The sequence below is a fragment of the Flavobacteriales bacterium genome (genome assembly GCA_020635795.1).
Classification (GTDB): domain Bacteria; phylum Bacteroidota; class Bacteroidia; order Flavobacteriales_E; family Vicingaceae; genus Vicingus.
Window position 1 is genome coordinate 610,543 of the sequence record JACJZD010000001.1, and the last position, 18,566, is coordinate 629,108.

12 protein-coding genes and 1 pseudogene are annotated in these 18,566 nt (G+C 31.6%); all 13 read left to right on the plus strand.

What is annotated here, in order from left to right; genetic code table 11:
• The first annotated feature begins 15 nt into the window (after window positions 1–15).
• The 13 genes and pseudogenes from H6589_02625 to H6589_02685 all read left to right on the plus strand — a co-directional run bounded on the left by H6589_02625 (window position 16) and on the right by H6589_02685 (window position 18,562).
• Window positions 16–456, plus strand: coding sequence for a hypothetical protein (locus tag H6589_02625; GenBank protein ID MCB9173478.1), 441 nt, complete (start codon window positions 16–18; stop codon window positions 454–456).
• 99 nt (window positions 457–555) lie between these two features.
• Window positions 556–1,944: a dihydrolipoyl dehydrogenase gene (gene lpdA, locus H6589_02630; protein ID MCB9173479.1), complete on the plus strand. Its 1,389-nt coding sequence runs from the start codon at window positions 556–558 to the stop codon at window positions 1,942–1,944.
• Between the two features lie 121 nt (window positions 1,945–2,065).
• On the plus strand, window positions 2,066–3,958 hold the full coding sequence (gene asnB / locus H6589_02635; GenBank protein MCB9173480.1) for an asparagine synthase (glutamine-hydrolyzing): 1,893 nt from the start codon (window positions 2,066–2,068) through the stop codon (window positions 3,956–3,958).
• Window positions 3,959–5,167, plus strand: coding sequence for a glycosyltransferase (locus tag H6589_02640; protein MCB9173481.1), 1,209 nt, complete (start codon window positions 3,959–3,961; stop codon window positions 5,165–5,167).
• A 54-nt stretch (window positions 5,168–5,221) separates the two neighbouring features.
• Window positions 5,222–5,989, plus strand: coding sequence for a polysaccharide biosynthesis/export family protein (locus tag H6589_02645; GenBank protein MCB9173482.1), 768 nt, complete (start codon window positions 5,222–5,224; stop codon window positions 5,987–5,989).
• A gap of 6 nt (window positions 5,990–5,995) precedes the next feature.
• Window positions 5,996–8,416: a polysaccharide biosynthesis tyrosine autokinase gene (locus H6589_02650; GenBank protein MCB9173483.1), complete on the plus strand. Its 2,421-nt coding sequence runs from the start codon at window positions 5,996–5,998 to the stop codon at window positions 8,414–8,416.
• Window positions 8,416–8,958 carry a dTDP-4-dehydrorhamnose 3,5-epimerase gene (rfbC, locus tag H6589_02655; protein MCB9173484.1) on the plus strand — a complete coding sequence of 181 codons (543 nt, stop codon included), beginning with the start codon at window positions 8,416–8,418 and terminating at the stop codon, window positions 8,956–8,958. The genes H6589_02650 and rfbC overlap by 1 nt, the downstream gene beginning before the upstream one ends.
• A gap of 1 nt (window position 8,959) precedes the next feature.
• Window positions 8,960–10,027: an undecaprenyl/decaprenyl-phosphate alpha-N-acetylglucosaminyl 1-phosphate transferase gene (locus tag H6589_02660; GenBank protein MCB9173485.1), complete on the plus strand. Its 1,068-nt coding sequence runs from the start codon at window positions 8,960–8,962 to the stop codon at window positions 10,025–10,027.
• A gap of 8 nt (window positions 10,028–10,035) precedes the next feature.
• Window positions 10,036–12,864: an excinuclease ABC subunit UvrA gene (uvrA, locus tag H6589_02665; GenBank protein ID MCB9173486.1), complete on the plus strand. Its 2,829-nt coding sequence runs from the start codon at window positions 10,036–10,038 to the stop codon at window positions 12,862–12,864.
• A gap of 5 nt (window positions 12,865–12,869) precedes the next feature.
• The gene (locus H6589_02670) at window positions 12,870–13,571 is read left to right on the plus strand and encodes a TIGR00730 family Rossman fold protein (protein MCB9173487.1); all 702 of its coding nucleotides are present in this window, start codon (window positions 12,870–12,872) and stop codon (window positions 13,569–13,571) included.
• 998 nt (window positions 13,572–14,569) lie between these two features.
• A pseudogene (locus H6589_02675) lies at window positions 14,570–14,731 on the plus strand (thrombospondin type 3 repeat-containing protein).
• 339 nt (window positions 14,732–15,070) lie between these two features.
• Entirely contained in the window at window positions 15,071–16,438 is a 1,368-nt protein-coding gene (locus H6589_02680) for a hypothetical protein (GenBank protein MCB9173488.1), read from the plus strand.
• A gap of 60 nt (window positions 16,439–16,498) precedes the next feature.
• Complete coding sequence (locus tag H6589_02685; GenBank protein MCB9173489.1) at window positions 16,499–18,562, plus strand: SPOR domain-containing protein; 2,064 nt, start codon at window positions 16,499–16,501, stop codon at window positions 18,560–18,562.
• Window positions 18,563–18,566: the final 4 nt, after the last annotated feature.

Consider the following 18,566-nt stretch of genomic DNA (forward strand, 5'->3'; position numbering starts at 1 on the left):
AGTTTGTTTATATCTATGCAACAAATAAAAAAGATAGTAACATTTATTTTTCTTTTCTTTCTCTTTTTTTCTTGTACCGAAGAAATTGTAAGGATTGACCTAACAAAACCAGAGCAACAATCCATATCTATTGAATGTGAAAAGCATCGTCAGGTCGATTTTTATTTAGATTGTGATATTGAGTTTAAGGATTATCCTGAAATGGTGCTCGATTTTGAATTTTATAAAGGCAACGAACAACTTTTAAAAGGAGGTTTAGATCCGTTAAATTGTTCATCATTAGAAAATGAAGTTAAAACTATAAACAATGGGCTTACACATTGGAAATTTTACGGAAAATTAGAGGGCAACTTTATACCACCAAGCGATACTGTTTTTACTATTTACCCTACATTAATTAAAAACAATGCTCCTGATTTTAAAATTCATAAATTGGATTTGGTATTTGTGAGATAACTTTTGGACAGAAATCGACGAAACTTTAAACTTTCTGAACTTTTAATGTTAACTTCGCAATTGTTAAATTAGAATTATTAAAAATTAAAATACAATACTATGAGTTATGATGTAATTGTTGTTGGAAGTGGACCTGGTGGCTACGTTGCTGCAATCAGAGCTTCGCAATTAGGTTTAAAAACAGCTGTAATCGAAAAAGCAGAATTAGGCGGTATATGTTTAAATTGGGGATGTATTCCAACTAAAGCACTATTAAAAAGTGCTAATGTTTTTGAGTACATCAATCATGCTGCAGATTATGGTATTACAGTAAAAAGTGCTGATGCAGATTTTCCTGCAATTGTTAAAAGAAGTAGAGATGTTGCATCTGGTATGAGTAATGGTATTCAATTTTTAATGAAAAAAAATAAAATTGATGTAATTAAAGGTAGTGCAATGCTTAAAAAAGGGCAAAAAGTTGCAGTAGAAGGTGATGATAAAAAAGTTACTGAGTACGAAGGTAAACACATTATTATTGCTACAGGTGCTCGTTCTAGAGTGTTGCCGAATTTGCCACAAGACGGAAAAAAAATAATTGGATACAGAGAAGCATTAGTGTTACCAAAGTTACCAAAGAAAATGGTGGTAGTAGGTTCAGGGGCTATTGGTTCTGAGTTTGCTTACTTTTATAATGCAATGGGTGTTGAAGTAACTTTAATCGAATTTTTACCAAACATTGTTCCTTTAGAGGATGAAGAAGTTTCTAAACAATTAGAACGTTCGTTCAAAAAAGCTGGAATTAATGTTATGACCAATTCATCTGTTGAAAGTGTAGATACAAAAGGAACTGGATGTAAAGTATTGGTAAAGACCAAAAAAGGTGATGAAACTATTGAATGTGATGTTGTTTTATCTGCTGTAGGTATCAAAAGAAACATTGAAAATATTGGTTTAGAAGAAGTTGGTATTGTTGTAGACAAAGATATTATTGTAACCAACGATTTCTACCAAACCAACATACCAGGTTATTATGCAATTGGTGATGTAACCAAAGGACATGCTTTAGCACACGTAGCTTCAGCTGAAGGTATTATTTGTGTAGAGAAAATTGCAGGAATGCATGTTGATGCGTTGGATTATGGAAACATACCAGGTTGTACTTATTGCTCACCAGAAGTTGCTTCTGTGGGTATGACAGAAAAAATGGCGGTAGAAAAAGGTTATGAAATTAAAGTAGGTAAATTCCCATTTTCAGCATCAGGTAAAGCAAGTGCTGCTGGACATAAAGATGGGTTTGTAAAACTTATTTTTGATGCAAAATATGGCGAATTACTAGGTGGTCACTTAATTGGTGCTAATGTTACCGAAATGGTGGCTGAATTAGTGGCTATTCGTAAGTTAGAAACTACGGGTCACGAATTAATTAAAACAGTTCATCCTCACCCAACCATGAGCGAAGCTATAATGGAAGCTGCTGCTGCTGCTTATGGTGAAGTGATTCACATGTAAACTCAACGTCTCCCGATAGCTATCGGGACTTCGAAAGCAGGAATCTAGTAATAAAAAAATCCCTTTATCCATTCGGATAGAGGGATTTTTGTTTAAACTTGCTACAGTTAGTTGTAAAATTATGTGTGGAATAATAGGAATCATTTCTCAAAACAACCAAGAGCTTGGTAAAATTGGTGTTGCCACACAAACTTTATCCAAAAGAGGACCAGATAATCAAAGTACACAGCTTTTTGATGGATTGGCTTTAGGTCATGCTCGGCTTTCAATTATTGATACTACTGAAGCTGCAAACCAACCATTTTTGGATGTTAGTGGTCGATACACCATTGTTTTTAATGGTGAAATATTTAATTTCAAAGAGCTTAAAGAAGATTTAATAAAACAAGGTGTAACGTTTAAAACCAATAGCGACACAGAAGTACTGTTGTATTTGTATATCAAACATCAACAGAAATGCTTAGAAATGCTCAATGGTTTTTTTGCTTTTGCCATTTTCGATAAACAAAACAACTCCTTGTTTGTTGCTCGCGACCGAATGGGGATAAAACCATTGCTGTATTATTTTGATGGCACTACTTTTATATTTGCATCAGAATTAAAAGCTATTGTAAAATTTAAAATCGATAAAACAGTTGATAGCACGAGTTTGTTTAACTATTTACAATTCAACTATATTCCAACACACGATTCTATTTTTAAACAAGTAAAAAAACTCCAACCAGCTCATTTTATTTTTATTGCTGATATTACAAGCACAATTACTGTTTCGGAAACCCAATATTTTTCAATTCCGACTGAGGAAATAATACCTTCTTCAAGCAATTACGAAAAAGCGAAAACGGAGTTGGTTAATTTATTGGAAGATTCGGTTCAAAAAAGATTAATTGCTGATGTGCCTATTGGGACTTTTTTAAGTGGAGGAGTGGATTCTTCTATTATAAGTTTGTTAGCAAAACGACATAAATCCGATTTAAATACCTTCTCGATTGGTTATAAAGACGAACCTTTTTTTGATGAAACTAGATATGCAACTGCTGTTGCCAAAAAAATTGGGAGTAATCATCATTGCTTTTCGCTTACCAACAACGATTTGTACGAACATTTAAATGATATTTTAGATTATATCGACGAGCCATTTGCCGATTCATCAGCCATTGCAGTTTATTTGTTGAGTAAATACACTAAGCAACATGTTACTGTTGCTTTGTCGGGAGATGGTGCTGATGAGATTTTTTCGGGATACAACAAACATGCTGCAGAATTTAAGGTTAGAAATAGCGGTTTTAAAGAGTCCTTAATTAAAGGAGGTTACCCGATTTGGAAAACATTACCTAAATCAAGAAATAATGCGATTACCAATGTAAATAGGCAGTTGTACAAATTTAGTCAAGGAGCTAAATTATCGAATAAAGAACGCTATTGGCTTTGGGCATCTATACAACCTGAAAAGGTTGTTGAAGAATTGCTTTCTGTTAATTACAATCAGCAAGAATGCAGCTCAAGAAAAGAACAGCTTTTAAAATCTATACAAAACAACGGTAGTTTTAACGATGTATTATTTACGGATACAAAAATGGTATTGGTAAATGATATGCTTCGAAAAGTTGACGCCATGAGTATGGCAAATAGTTTAGAAGTGAGAACGCCGTTTTTGGATTATCGAGTGGTAAATTTTGCTTTTTCTTTACCTGTTGAGTTTAAAATAAATGGGCAAATGAAAAAAAGAATTTTACAAGATGCTTTTAGAAATGAATTGCCAGAGGAAGTTTACAACCGTCCCAAACATGGGTTTGAGGTACCCTTATTATCTTGGTTTAGAAACGAATTAAAATCGACGATTGAGGATGATTTATTGGGTGATAATTTTATTCAAGAACAAGGAGTTTTTAATTTATCTGCGATAAAACAATTAAAAAAACAACTTTTTTCTCAAAATCCTAATGATAGTGGGGCAACCATTTGGGCAATAATTGTGTTTAATACGTGGTGGAAAAAGTATATGATGAGCTAAATGGCAGAAAAGAAAAAAATAAAAGTACTTCGTATTATCAACCGTTTTAATTTAGGTGGACCAACCTTTAACGCAGCTTATTTAACCAAATATTTGAGTGATGATTTTGAAACTTTATTAGTTGGAGGGGATAAAGATGATACAGAAGAAAGCTCAACGTTTATTCTTGATCAATTGGGTTTAAATCCAATCATAATTCCTGAAATGAGGAGAGATATTGGGATGAAGGAGGATAAAATTGCTTATCAAAAACTTAAACAAATTATTAAAGAGTTTCAACCAGATATAGTCCATACTCATGCCTCAAAAGCTGGTACTTTAGGTAGATTGGCAGCTTCTAAATGCAAAGTTCCAGTAATTGTACACACGTTTCATGGGCATGTTTTTCATTCGTATTTTGGAAAAACAAAAACCATGTTATTTAAAAACATTGAACGTTATTTGGCAAGAAAATCTACAGCAATAATTGCGATAAGTGATATTCAAAAAAATGAACTTTCTACTCAACACAAAATCTGTAAAAAAAGCAAAATAAAAGTAGTTCCTCTTGGGTTTGATTTATCAAGATTTCAAGAAAACATTGAAGAAAAACGAAAATCGTTTAGGGAGTTTTATAAAATTGAAGCTGATGAAATAGCCATAGGCATTATTGGGAGATTGGTTCCAATTAAAAACCACAAACTTTTTATTGATGCTATCAACATATTAAAAACGAAAGCAGAAAAAAAGATTTGTGTTTTTATAATTGGTGATGGGGAAGAAAAAGAAAACTTAATTGGCTATTGCGAAAATTTAGACATCAATTTTGTGGAATATACCAAGCAACAAAAGCAAGCTCTAATTACCTTTACGTCATGGATTAAAGATGTAGATTGGGCAAATGCCGGATTGGATATTATTGCTCTATCATCATTAAATGAAGGCACTCCAGTAAGTTTAATTGAAGCTCAAGCATCAAACAAACCAATCGTTACAACAAATGTTGGAGGAGTAGAAAATATAGTTGTTCAGAATGAAACAGCTTTTGTTGTACCTTCAAATGATTTACACCAGTTTTCTGAAGCTCTTTTAAGGCTTATAAATAATGATGATTTAAGAATTAGGATGGGTTCAAAAGGCTGGAATCATGTTAAAGATAAATTTCATTATACACGATTGGTCAACGATATGGAGAAGCTTTACGTATCTTTATTAAACAACACCAAATAAATTGTACTTATTAAACAAGTTTTTAATAGATTTGTTAAATTATAAAGAATTGATATGAAATTGAACAAATTAAGAAGTCTAATTCTAATAGTTATAGTGGTTTCCATATATGCTTGTAATGTAAATCCAAGTATAATGATGAAAGCAAAAAAGGATTACAATTACGAGTCGGGACCAAACGATTCTACTATCCAATACACCATTAAGCCTAGTGATATATTAGATTTTCAATTGTATACCAATGAAGGTACTCGTTTAATTGATTTAACGGCTATTTCTAGTGCAGAAAATAGATTGCAAGGTGTTACAACAACAAATTTATTAGTTGAATTTGATGGAAATTGTAAGTTCCCTGTAATTGGTAGAATAAATTTAAAGGATAAAACGATTAAAGAAGCTGTCGAAATTCTTCAGGAAGAATACGCTAAATATTATATAAAACCTTTTGTTCTTTTAAAAGTAATTAATAGAAGAGTTACGGTGTTTACAGGTATTGGTAAAGCTCAAGTTGTACCATTAAATAATGAGTACACTACAATCTTTGAGGTGTTAGGTGCTGCTGGTGGATTATTAAAAGAAAGTAAATCGCATAGAGTTAAACTGATAAGAGGTGATTTAAAAAATCCAAAAGTTTATTTGTTTGATTTTAGTAAAATTGATGGAATAAAAGATGCTGGTTTCACCATTCAAGCCAATGATATTATATATGTTGAACCAAGAAAAAATACAGTTCTGGAGGTTGTTCGTGATTTGGCTCCTATTGTTGGTATAATAACTAGTACGTTAACATTGGTAATTGTAATCAATAATTTAAGTAAGTAAGCTTTAATGAGCGAAGAAAACGAATACAATAAAAAAAGTGAAGCTATATCTAATTTTAATACAGAATTAGATATTATTCTTTTGTTGCAAATTTTCAAGAGAAATCTGTTCCTTTTTATTGCTATTATACTCACGTGCGCTATTATTGCTTTCTTCTATCTTCGTTATACTGTTCCTTTGTATCAATCTCAATTAGTACTTCAAGTTGGCTCTAAAAATACTGCCGATCAGGTGTTGAAAGTTGATAATTTTCAGGAGCAAGAGGATGTTGCCAAAGATGTTGAATTGCTAAAATCAAAGTTCTTATTAAAGAGAGCATTATCAACTCTTCCATTAGATATTAGTTACTACAATGAAGGTAAATTTTTAACTTTTGAGTTATATAGAAATTCACCAGTAAATGTACAATATCTTATTAAAGATTCAAGCATATTTGGAGTGCCTCATTATTTAGAGCTAACAAATAACAACAAGTTTAAATTACTAGAAGGTGATAAATTAATAGGGGAGTTTACAAGTGGAGAAAAAATACAGACGAATCGAATAGAGTTATCTATTTTTTTCAGCAATTATGAGGAAGCAAAACTATCACAATCAGATATTAAGAATACAAAACTTTTTTTTACTATAAATAATATAGAGAACCTTACAAATTCATATATATCACGTTTAAATGTTTATCCTCTTAATCCATTAGCTAAAACAATTAGCCTATCTTTTCAAGATAACAATGCGGTAAAGACTGCTGATGTTTTAACCGCTTTGGCAAATGAATATATTGTTTACGATATTGAAGAGAGAAGTAAAAGCTCTAAAAAAGTTATTGAATTTTTGGATGACCAATTAGACAAGTATTACAATAAAGTAAAAATATCCGAAAATAGCATTGAGGAATTTCAAAAGACGAACAAACTGTCAGATATAGATAAGTTCTCATCACTTTATGTTGAAAGAGTTAATAAACTTGAAAATCAACTGATAGATTTTGATTTGCAGAAAAATGTATTGGTTGAAATTAACAATTCACTAAAAGGTAAAATAAAAGAAATTAATGTTTATAATCTTTTACCAATTCTTTCAGGAACAGAATATGAAGCTAGAATTACCATGCTTATTACTGATTTACAAGGATTATTAGTGCAGCGTCAACAAATGTTAACAGAGGCGACTAAAGAAAGTGATTTATTGAAGTTGCACGACCAACAAATCGAAACTCAAAAAGAAGTTTTATTTAAGTCTATTTCTTCTTTAGTTGAGAAGTTAAGCTATAGACGACAGGAGATAGTAAGAAAAATAGAAGAAATCCAAAACAAATACTTGAACGTTCCAGCAAAAGAATTGCAGTATGCTCGTTTACAACGCGTGTTATCTATTGATGAAAAATTCTTTACGCTTATCATGGAAAGAAGAACGGAATATTCAATTTCAGAAGCTGGGTTTGTTCCACAACATACTATTTTAGATAAAGCAGTAGTACCTAGTGTTCCATTTTCACCAAATAAAAAAATAATTATTATAACTGGAATACTTTTAGGGGTCGTTATAAGTTTGGTAATACTCATCTTAAAGTATGTATTAAAGAATACGATTAGTACAATTGATGAAATAACAAAACATGCAAATTCTGCAGTAGGAGTGTTAGGCTCTGTACCAATATACAGTAGAGAAATACCTGTTTCTCAGTTGGTTATTAATCGAGACCCTAAATCAATTATTTCGGAATCATTCAGGTCGATTAGAACAAATCTTCAATTTATTTCAAGTTTTGAAGGAAAAAAAGTAATGGCAATCACCTCTACTATTTCTGGCGAAGGAAAGACATTTTGCACACTTAATCTTGGTGGTATTATAGCTATGTCGGGTAAAAAGGTAGTTATTTTGGATTTAGATATGCGTAAGCCCAAAATTCATAAAGGATTTGGCGTTAGCAATCATCATGGAATGAGTACAATTTTAATAGATAAGGATAAAGTTGGAGATTGTATTCATCATAGTGAATTAGAGAACCTAGATTTTATAACTTCTGGTCCGATACCACCAAACCCATCAGAATTAATTATTAGTGGAAAACTAGATGAGGTTGTTGCAGAATTGAAAAAAGATTATGATTTAGTTATTTTAGACAACCCTCCAATTGGGTTGGTATCAGATGCTATGGAAATGCTTAAAAAAGTAGATTACCCTATCTATATATTTAAGAGTGAATATTCGAGAAAAAACTTTATCAATAACCTAAACAAATTAATTGTTGACAATGGTATTAAGAAGTTATCTATTATATTAAATGGAGTTGATTTTACCAATAAATATTATAGTTACGGGTATAATTACAATTATAGTTATGGTAATAAAGATGGTTATTATTACGATGATACCAGAAAAGAAAAACTTACAGAACGAATTTTTAAAAAGAAAAAGAATAATTAATGGAGTTTGTGTCGACTGAATTTGAAGGGTTAATTATTGTGAAGCCAAAAGTTTTTATGGACGAAAGAGGCTACTTTTTTGAATCATTCAATAAAAATGAATTTAAGCGAAATGCTATAGATGTAGATTTTGTTCAAGACAATCAGTCTAAATCGGATAGAAATGTTTTAAGAGGGCTTCATTTTCAAAATCCTCCGTTTGCTCAAGGAAAATTAGTTCAAGTAATAAAAGGTGCGGTTTTGGATGTTGTTGTAGATATTAGAAAAAATTCAACAACTTATGGAAAACATTTTAAAATAGAATTATCAGAAGAAAATAAGACCATGCTTTTCATTCCACCGGGTTTTGCGCATGGGTTTCTAACTCTTTTAGATGAAACTATTTTTTCATACAAATGTTCCAATTTTTATAATAAAGAATCGGAGAAAAGTTTGTTGTGGAATGATAAAACACTAAATATTGATTGGGATGTAAGTAGTCCGATTCTTTCAGAAAAGGATAAGTTAGCCGAAAATTTTCAATCATTTATAAGCCCATTTTAGAATGGAATTACTATCATGGAAACATATCATTTTTTTTCTCGGTACGATAGTTTTTTCGTTTCTAATAAATAATATTTTATTAAAATTTGTTAGAACACTTGGTATAAGAAACCAGAACGAAACAACAATAAGATGGAGTGAGCAGGTAAAGCCTGCTTTGGGTGGGCTAAGTTTTTATATTGTATTTTTACTTTCAATAACCTTACATCCTTTTATATTTTCTTATAGTGCATCATCAATAGATTTTCAGTTTACAGGAGTAATTGGAGCAATATCACTTGGGTTTTTAATGGGATTGGCTGATGATGCTTATAATACCAAGCCTTTATTAAAGCTAATTACCCAAATTACTTGCGGAGTAATATTAATTTACTCTGGTACTTTTATTACTGTTTTTGATTCTCAAATATTAAATTATGGGTTAACAATTCTTTGGGTAGTAGGATTAATGAATTCTATAAACATGCTCGATAATATGGATGGTATAACGACTTCGATATCGTTAATAATAACCTTTACTATTTTTATTTTGATGTTGTCAAATCAGGAGTTTGACTCTATTTCAATGACGGTTGTTATTGGATTATTAGGAACTCTTTTTGCTTTTCTGTATTTTAATTGGAATCCTTCAAAAATGTTTATGGGAGATACTGGTAGCCAATATTTAGGGATAATTCTAGCAGCATTGAGTATAAATTATTTGTGGAACCCTGTTACAACAACAGAATTTTCAATTTCACGCCAATTTTTAATACCTATTTTAACCTTTATCGTTCCCATTGTTGACACATTAACTGTTGTTATTAAAAGGGTAGGAAATGGAAAATCACCGTTTATTGGGGGAAAAGACCACACCACTCATCATTTATCATATTTGGGGTTAACCGAAAAACAGGTGGCGATAATTACCGCATTAATCTCTATTGTTTCTTCTGGTATAGTCATATATTTGATTTCATCCATTAAAAATTGGAATCATATTTATACCTTAATTTTTTCAGGATATTTCTTATTAGTATTTATAACTTTGTTTATTATATCAAAAAAGAACATCGATAAATCAAAATAAGAAAATTAATGTTGGGCTCAGAAGAAGAATTTATTGAAGTTGAAGGGGCAAAAGTCCATAATCTAAAAAACATTTCTGTTAAAATACCTCGTAATCAATTGGTTGTGATAACTGGGCTGAGCGGTAGTGGAAAATCTTCGTTAGCATTCGATACCATTTATGCCGAAGGACAACGCAGGTATTTAGAGACTTTCTCGGCTTATGCTAGACAGTTTTTAGGTAATATGGAACGACCTGAAGTTGATAAAATTAGTGGGTTAAGTCCAGTTATTTCAATCGAACAAAAAACCATAAGTAAAAATCCACGTTCTACAGTTGGTACAATTACCGAAGTTTACGATTTTTTCAGGTTGTTGTATGCTCGTGCTTCTAATGCTTATTCGTATAACACTGGCGAATTAATGGTAAAGTATTCTTCAACTCAAATTATTGAGTTGATTTTTGAAAAATACAACGACAAAAAAATACTTATCTTATCTCCGTTAGTTAAAGGTAGAAAAGGGCATTACAAGGAATTGTTTCAGCAAATTATTAAACAAGGGTTTATAAAAGCACGAGTTGATGGAGAGATAATAAATGTAACTTCTGGTTATCATTTAGATAGATATAAAACGCACGATATTGAGGTAGTAATCGACCAACTTAAAGTTCAGCAAGAGGATAATAAAAGAATTACAAATTCTGTTGATATTGCATTCAAACACAGTAATGGTTCGGTAATGATTTATGATGTTGAAACGAATGATTATGTGTTGTTGAGCAAAAACTTAATGTGTCCTACAACTGGAATATCCTATGATGACCCAGCACCCAATTTATTCTCATTTAATTCGCCTTATGGGGCATGTAAAAAATGTAATGGTTTGGGTGAGGTTTCTGAAATTGATTTAAAAAAAATCATTCCAAACCTTAATTCCACCATCAAAAAAGGGGGTATTGTTCCATTGGGAGAATATAAGAGTAATTGGACTTTTAGACAAATTGAGGCTATTGGAACTAAATTAGGGTTTACAATAAACACTCCCTTAAAAGATATTTCTGAAGAAGCCATTGATTTTCTATTAAACGGTTCAACAGAACCAATTTCAGTTTCTCAGAATATTTCTGGTATTTCAACAGAATACAGTATTGAGTTTGAAGGAATCATAAATATCATCAACAAACAATTTGAAGAAAACAACTCTAAAACTATTGCTCGTTGGGCAGAGAGTTTTATGAATAAAGTGAAATGCTCAACGTGTGAAGGTTCTCGTCTAAAAAAAGAAGCCTTATTTTTTAAGATTGATGATAAAAGTATTGCTGAAATATCAGAAATGGATATAGCAACTTTATACCAATGGTCAAGCAATGTTTACGAAAAATTATCTCCAAATCAACAAACAATAGCAAAAGAAGTATTGAAAGAAATTAATTCAAGGCTTAAATTTTTGTTGGATGTTGGATTGGATTATTTGTCGATTAATAGAAGTTCAAAAACATTGTCGGGAGGAGAGGCACAGCGTATTCGACTGGCAACTCAAATTGGCTCGCAATTGGTGAATGTACTTTATATATTAGATGAGCCTAGTATTGGCTTGCATCAGCGCGACAACCAAAAATTAATACAATCATTAAAAGAATTGCGTGACATTGGTAATTCTATTATTGTTGTAGAACATGATAAAGAGATAATGCTTGAGTCTGATTACATTATTGATATTGGACCAAAAGCAGGAATACATGGGGGAGAAATTATGTGTGCGAACACCCCTAAAAATATTCTAAAAGATAATTCTGAAACTGCCAATTATTTAAATGGTGAATTATCAATTCAAGTACCAGCAATAAGACGTAAAGGGAATGGTAATTACTTACAATTATTGGGTGCTACTGGTAACAATCTAAAAAATGTTGATTTAAAAATACCATTGGGTATGCTAGTTTGTGTTACTGGTGTTTCGGGTAGTGGAAAATCTACATTAATTAATGAAACTTTGTATCCTATTTTGAATAAATACATTTACAATGGAGTAAAGAAACCATTACCTTATAAAGAGATTAAAGGCTTAGAACATATCGATAAAGTTATTGATATTGACCAATCTCCAATAGGGAGAACACCTCGGTCAAACCCTGCAACTTATACTTCAGTATTTACTGATATAAGAACTTTATTTAGTGGGTTGCCAGAAGCACAAATTAGAGGTTATAAACCTGGTCGTTTTTCGTTTAACGTAAAAGGAGGAAGATGCGAAACGTGCCAAGGAGCTGGGGTGAAAACTATTGAAATGAACTTTTTGCCCGATGTGTACGTAGAGTGTGATGAGTGTTATGGCAAAAGATACAATAGAGAAACACTTGAGGTAAGGTTTAAAGGTAAATCAATTAGCGATGTGTTAAATATGACTATTTCAGAGTCGGTTGGTTTTTTTGAGAATATCCCATCAATTAACCTGAAAATAGTAGCGTTAGAAGAAGTTGGGTTAGGTTATTTGCATTTAGGACAACCATCTACTACATTATCTGGAGGGGAAGCTCAGCGTGTTAAATTGGCTACCGAACTATCTAAAAAACAAACAGGAAATACCTTTTATATTTTAGATGAACCTTCTACAGGCTTACATTTTGAAGATATTAGAATATTGTTGGAGGTGATAAATAGATTGGTTGATGCTGGTAATTCGGTGTTAATTATTGAACACAATATGGATATAATAAAAGTTGCCGACTACATTATTGATATTGGACCTGATGGAGGATCAAAAGGTGGAAGTATTGTAACAGAAGGTATTCCTGAAGAAGTAATTAAAAATAAAGAAAGTTACACAGCTAAATATTTAAAGCAAGAATTAAACTAAAAAATATGGAAAACGAGAGAATAAAAGACCGTTTTAGAGATAAAGATTGGAATGAAATTAAATCGAATGATTCGTGGGCGATTTTTAAAATGATGGGTGAATTGGTCGAGGGTTTCGAAAAATTAGGCAAGATAGGGCCATGCGTTTCCATTTTTGGATCGGCTCGTACTAAACCCGATTCTAAATATTATAAAATTGGAGAAGCAATTGCTTATCAGTTATCACAAAAAGGATATGGGATTATCACCGGGGGCGGACCAGGAATTATGGAAGCGGCGAATAAAGGAGCTTTTGAAGCAAAAGGTAAATCTGTAGGCTTAAATATTGATTTGCCTTTTGAGCAATTTAGCAATCCATATATCGATAACGATAAACTCATAAATTTCGATTATTTCTTTGTAAGAAAAGTAATGTTTGTAAAATATGCTCAAGGTTTTGTTGTTTTACCTGGTGGTTTTGGAACTTTTGATGAATTATTTGAGGCAATAACTTTAGTTCAAACAGAAAAAGTAGGCAGGTTTCCAATTGTATTGGTTGGTAAAGATTTCTGGGGAGGTTTAATAGAATGGATAAAAACAACCGTATTGGAAGAAAAAAATATTAGTCCTAAAGACATTGATTTGTTTGCACTTGTTGATACCGCCGAAGAGGCTGTAAAAGTAATTGATGATTTCTATGGGAAGTACCTGTTGAAGCCAAATTTTTAGGGTTATTAACATTTTTTGGTTTATAAGTCTTTTTTCGACTAATACCAATACTATCAATATTATTATAGATTTGTTTTCGACTAATAGTTATTAACAGTTGTTAATATCTTGCAATAAATTAGATTTGTATCAAAAAATAATTTATTTTTATTGCGATATTCACTAACAAACTATAGTATATGATTAAGATTAATACTTTTTTACCTTTTCTGCTGGTTTTTGTTTTTGCTACTATTGGTTATGGGCAGAAAAAATCTTCATCCCAACATATTCCTTCAATTGGCGGTCATGTCGGCGTCCTTTCTTATATGGGAGACGTAAAAGGATCTCAAGGTTCTACTGTTTTTACATATTGGAAACCAGGATTTGGTTTTTATTTAGAGAAAAAAATTGGAGGAATTTTTGGTGTTAGCGTAAATGGTCTCTTTGGGAAAATTTCTAAAAGTCAACTAGATGAACAAGTTTTTCAAAATTTTGAAACTTCAATAATGAATTTTGATGCGAATCTTTTGTTTGATTTTGACAATGGAAAATTAATCAATAAATCGTCAGTTTTCGCCCCATATTTTTCTGTTGGGGTTGGTTATTTATCTTTTGACCCGAAAGGAGATTTGAAAAATAAATATGGAGATTATTACCATTGGAATGATGGAACATTGAGAGATATTGCACAAAGTACACCTGGTTCAGATACATTATCAACAATTGTTATTAGAGACTATACCTACGAGTCTTCTCTTAAAGATAGCACTAAAAATTATTCTAAAACAACATTCACAGTTCCACTTAGGTTTGGTTTAAAGTTTAAAATGGCTCCGAATTTAGATGCTAGAATTGGGGTTGCATATATTTTAACTTTTACAGATTATTTAGATAATGTGAGTGGTGGAGGAAATGATAATATGCTGTACACTTCTTTTGGGTTGCAATACAATTTTGCTTCTCAAGATAGCGACGATAAATACAAAGATTTTGACTTTTCAACATTAGATAAAATTGATAGTGATGGTGATGGGGTTAAAGATGGAGACGATTTGTGTCAGAACACACCTAAAGGAGTGAAAGTTGATGGGAAAGGATGCCCATTGGATGGAGATAAAGATGGTGTGCCAGATTATTTAGACAAAGAGCCAAATACTTTAGCAGGTAAGGTTGTTAATTCAGATGGTGTTACTTTGACCGATGAAATGATAGCTGCTCGTGAAAGTATGAAAGATTCTGTTCAAACAGAACGAAGAGTTTTTAAAGCAGATGATTTGTCTACTGCTGAATTGGATGCAATACAGAGAGAATATGAACAAGCAAATAAAACGGCAATTACTCAAGTTTCTATTCCTGATAAATATAAAGCACTTGATTTAGATAAAGACAATTATATTTCTGCAAAAGAAGTTACCAGTGCAATTGATCAATTTTTCGAAGGTGAAAATAATTTAACCGCCAAAGATTTACATCAATTGATTGATTTTTACTTTGAGCAGTAGCAATTTAAAATAACTATGATAAAATACGTAATTCTTTTTATCCACTTAATTGGATTATCAATTTACCAACTATTTTTTGGCGATGTAACCGCCACTCAAAAAATACCTGATAAAGTTAGAGCTGGAGAGGAGATTACGGTTGAAGTAACTATCTTAAAAGAAGATGTTACAGGTTTTGCAAAAGTTCAACAAACTATACCTGATGGTTTTACTGCAGAGGTTGTTGATGCAAAAGGAGCAACTTTTTCTTTTAAAGAAAATATAGTTAAGTTTATTTGGATGGCTTTGCCTGCTGATAAAGAATTTACAATCACTTACAAGCTTAAAACCAATCAAGATGTAGTAGGTAAATTTTCAATTGGAGGTAAATTTTCATTTATTTCAGATAATGAAAGAAAGAATGTTGATATTGCTGAATCATCAATTAATATAGTAAAAGAAAATGATGCTGTTGCTGTTGTAAATGAAGAGCCAAAAACAACAGATCCCACAGTTGAACCAAAAACAGAAGAACCAGTTGTTGAAGTTACAACTCCTGAAGTAGCTGAAAAATCTTCAACCACTGTTGATATTAAGACATTGAGAACAGTTGATGATTTGGGAGGAAAATACAAAGTATCATTAAAAGTTAATCAATCAAATTTAGAAGGGTTTGCAAAATTTACAGATGTAATTCCTAATGGATTTACTGCTGTTGCTGATAATGCTGAAGGTGGAATTTTTTCATTTAAGGAAGGTGAAGCAAAAATATTATGGATGGCAGCACCAAAAAAAGATGAATTTGTTGTTTCATACTTTATAGAGCCTACAACAAATGCTACTGATGGTACTTTTGATATAAATGGATCAATATCCTATTTGGAGAATGATGTAACTCAAAAACATATCATTAATTCATCATCATATGCTTATAAGCAGCAATTAGCGGTTGTAGAGGAAACACCAAAACCAGAGCCTAGCAATGAGAATCCAGTAATTGAACCAAAGAATACGGAGCCAACACCGGTTAAAAAAGAAGAACCAAAACCTATTGTTAATAAAACTCAACCTGTAAAAGAAGAGAAGTCAGTTCCAGTTGTTACATCAACTCCATCAGCAGAAAAGGGTGTGACTTATAAAGTTCAAGTAGGAGCTGGACACCAAAATGTATCAAAAAATTATTTTGCATCTAAATTTAATCTATCTGATGCTGTATCTACCGAATCACATGAGGGGTGGATTAAATATTTAGTTGGAAAATACACTGAATATAAACAAGCTCGTGATAAAAGAAATGATGTTAGAAATAATGTGAAAAATGCTTTTGTTACAGCTTATAATCAAGGTAAAAGAATCACTGTACAAGAAGCTTTGATGATTTCTAATCAAAAATGGTATCAATAAGTTACAATTATTGTATCTTTATATTACTTTTAACGTATATTTCACAGATTATACTTATTAATGGGTAGAAAGTTTTTATTAGTGGTTATTGGTTTGGTCTTTTCCTTTATTAATTTACAAGGGCAGGATAATGATTCTATTCCTACTAAAAAAGAAACCCCAAAGCAAAATTTCTACTCTCCTTCTGTTGGTTTGGGTGTGGGTATGTTTAAGTTTTATGGAGACATACTTCAGGCTGGAAGAGGTAATGCACTCATAAGCAACATCGGTTACGACCTTCATATAAAACAACAACTAAACTCCTTTTTAACTGCAAAATTCTATGTGTTATTTGGGTCATTAAGTTCTAATGAGCGTTCAGCAGATAGAAACCTAAATTTTAAATCGAAAATTACTACGGGTGGTTTTGCCTTGATGTATAATTTTGACCATATCCTACCAAAAGAGCGAGTTATAAATCCATTTATTTCATTGGGAATTGAATCTGTTGAATTTCATTCTAAAACGGATTTGTATGACGAATATGGAAATAAATACAATTATTGGTCTGATGGGTCTATCAGAAATTTACCTGAAAATGATGTGAATGCAATGGATGCTATAATTATCCAGCGCGATTACACATATGAAACAGATTTAAGAGAAATGAATTTTGATAATAAGGGTAAGTATCCAGAACGAACATTTGCAATTCCTGTTGGAATAGGAGCCCAAATGCACCTGACTAAAAATATTGATTTTACAGTAGGTACTACTATGCACTTTACTTTTTCTGATTTAATTGATAATGTAACATCTGATAGTGAAGGGGAAAGAATAGGAACGTTAAAAGCAAATAGTTCTGCGGATAAGTTTTTGATGAGCTCAATTGCCATTAGTTATAATTTTCAGAATCATAAAAATGATACAAAAGTTAAAGATTTTGATGAATTTATTGATTATTTGGCTTATGATAATGAAGATGAAGACGGTGATGGAGTAATTGATTTTATTGATGAGTGCCCTTGGACTCCACCTGGAGTTGAGGTTGATGAAAAAGGTTGTCCTTTAGATAAAGATGGTGACTTTGTCCCAAATTATAAAGATGACGAATTAGAATCTAGACCTGATGTGCCAGTTTCTCAGCAAGGTGTTGAACTTACTGACGATATGATTTATGAAGCATACTTAAGATATATAGATTCTACTGGTATGTTTGCAGATACTGAGAATAGATTAATATCTGGGCAAAAACGTGCTAAGAAAAATTACAGAGTTCAAATTGGTTCATTTACTGAAGCAATAGATGCAGAACTCGTTGATAAATTCTTGAGTATTCCTGATGTTGAAATAAAAGCATTTGGAGATTCATTAACTGTTATTGCAGTAGGAAATTATGATAATTTACCCGAAGCATTAAAAAGAAAAATGCAATTAGCAAAAGATGGTTTTGATGCAGCTATAGTTGTTACTCAAGAAAAAGATGGAACATTAAAATCGGTTGGTGATGAAGCTAATAATATGGCTGTAGAGGGAGGAGCTAGTTCTGAGGTTAATTCTAATGAATTATTGTTTAGAGTTCAGTTAGGAGCATTTTCTAAAAAATTACCACCGAATAGTTTTAATGGATTAAAAAATATTATTGAGATAAAGGCTGACGATGGTTTGTATAAATATTTGTACAACGGATCTTATAAAACAATGCAAGAAGCAGCTGACAAAAAATTAGATTTAGCATTAACTTATAGTGTTAAAGATGCTTTTATTGTTGCCTATAAAGAGGGGAAACGTATACCTTTAAATGCAGCAGGTGTTAATACTACACAAGTTGAAACAGATATTAAAGAACATAAAGTAGTCAATTATGATAAATCTAACATCAAGTTTAAAGTTCAAATAGGTATTTATAAGAACCAGTTGCCTACAGAAGTATTAACTAAATTTATGGAGTTAGGTAATGTGGAACAAAAAACTGTGGAAAATGGCTTGACTAGGTATTCAGCAGGTGATTTTAAAACATTACAAGAGGCCGAAGATTATAAAAAAGAACTTACTGAAAAAGGTCTTGGAGGTGCATTTGTAATTTCACTTCATAATGAAGAGTTGATACCTATTAGTAAAGCTCAAGAAATACTGGAGAAATAATTTA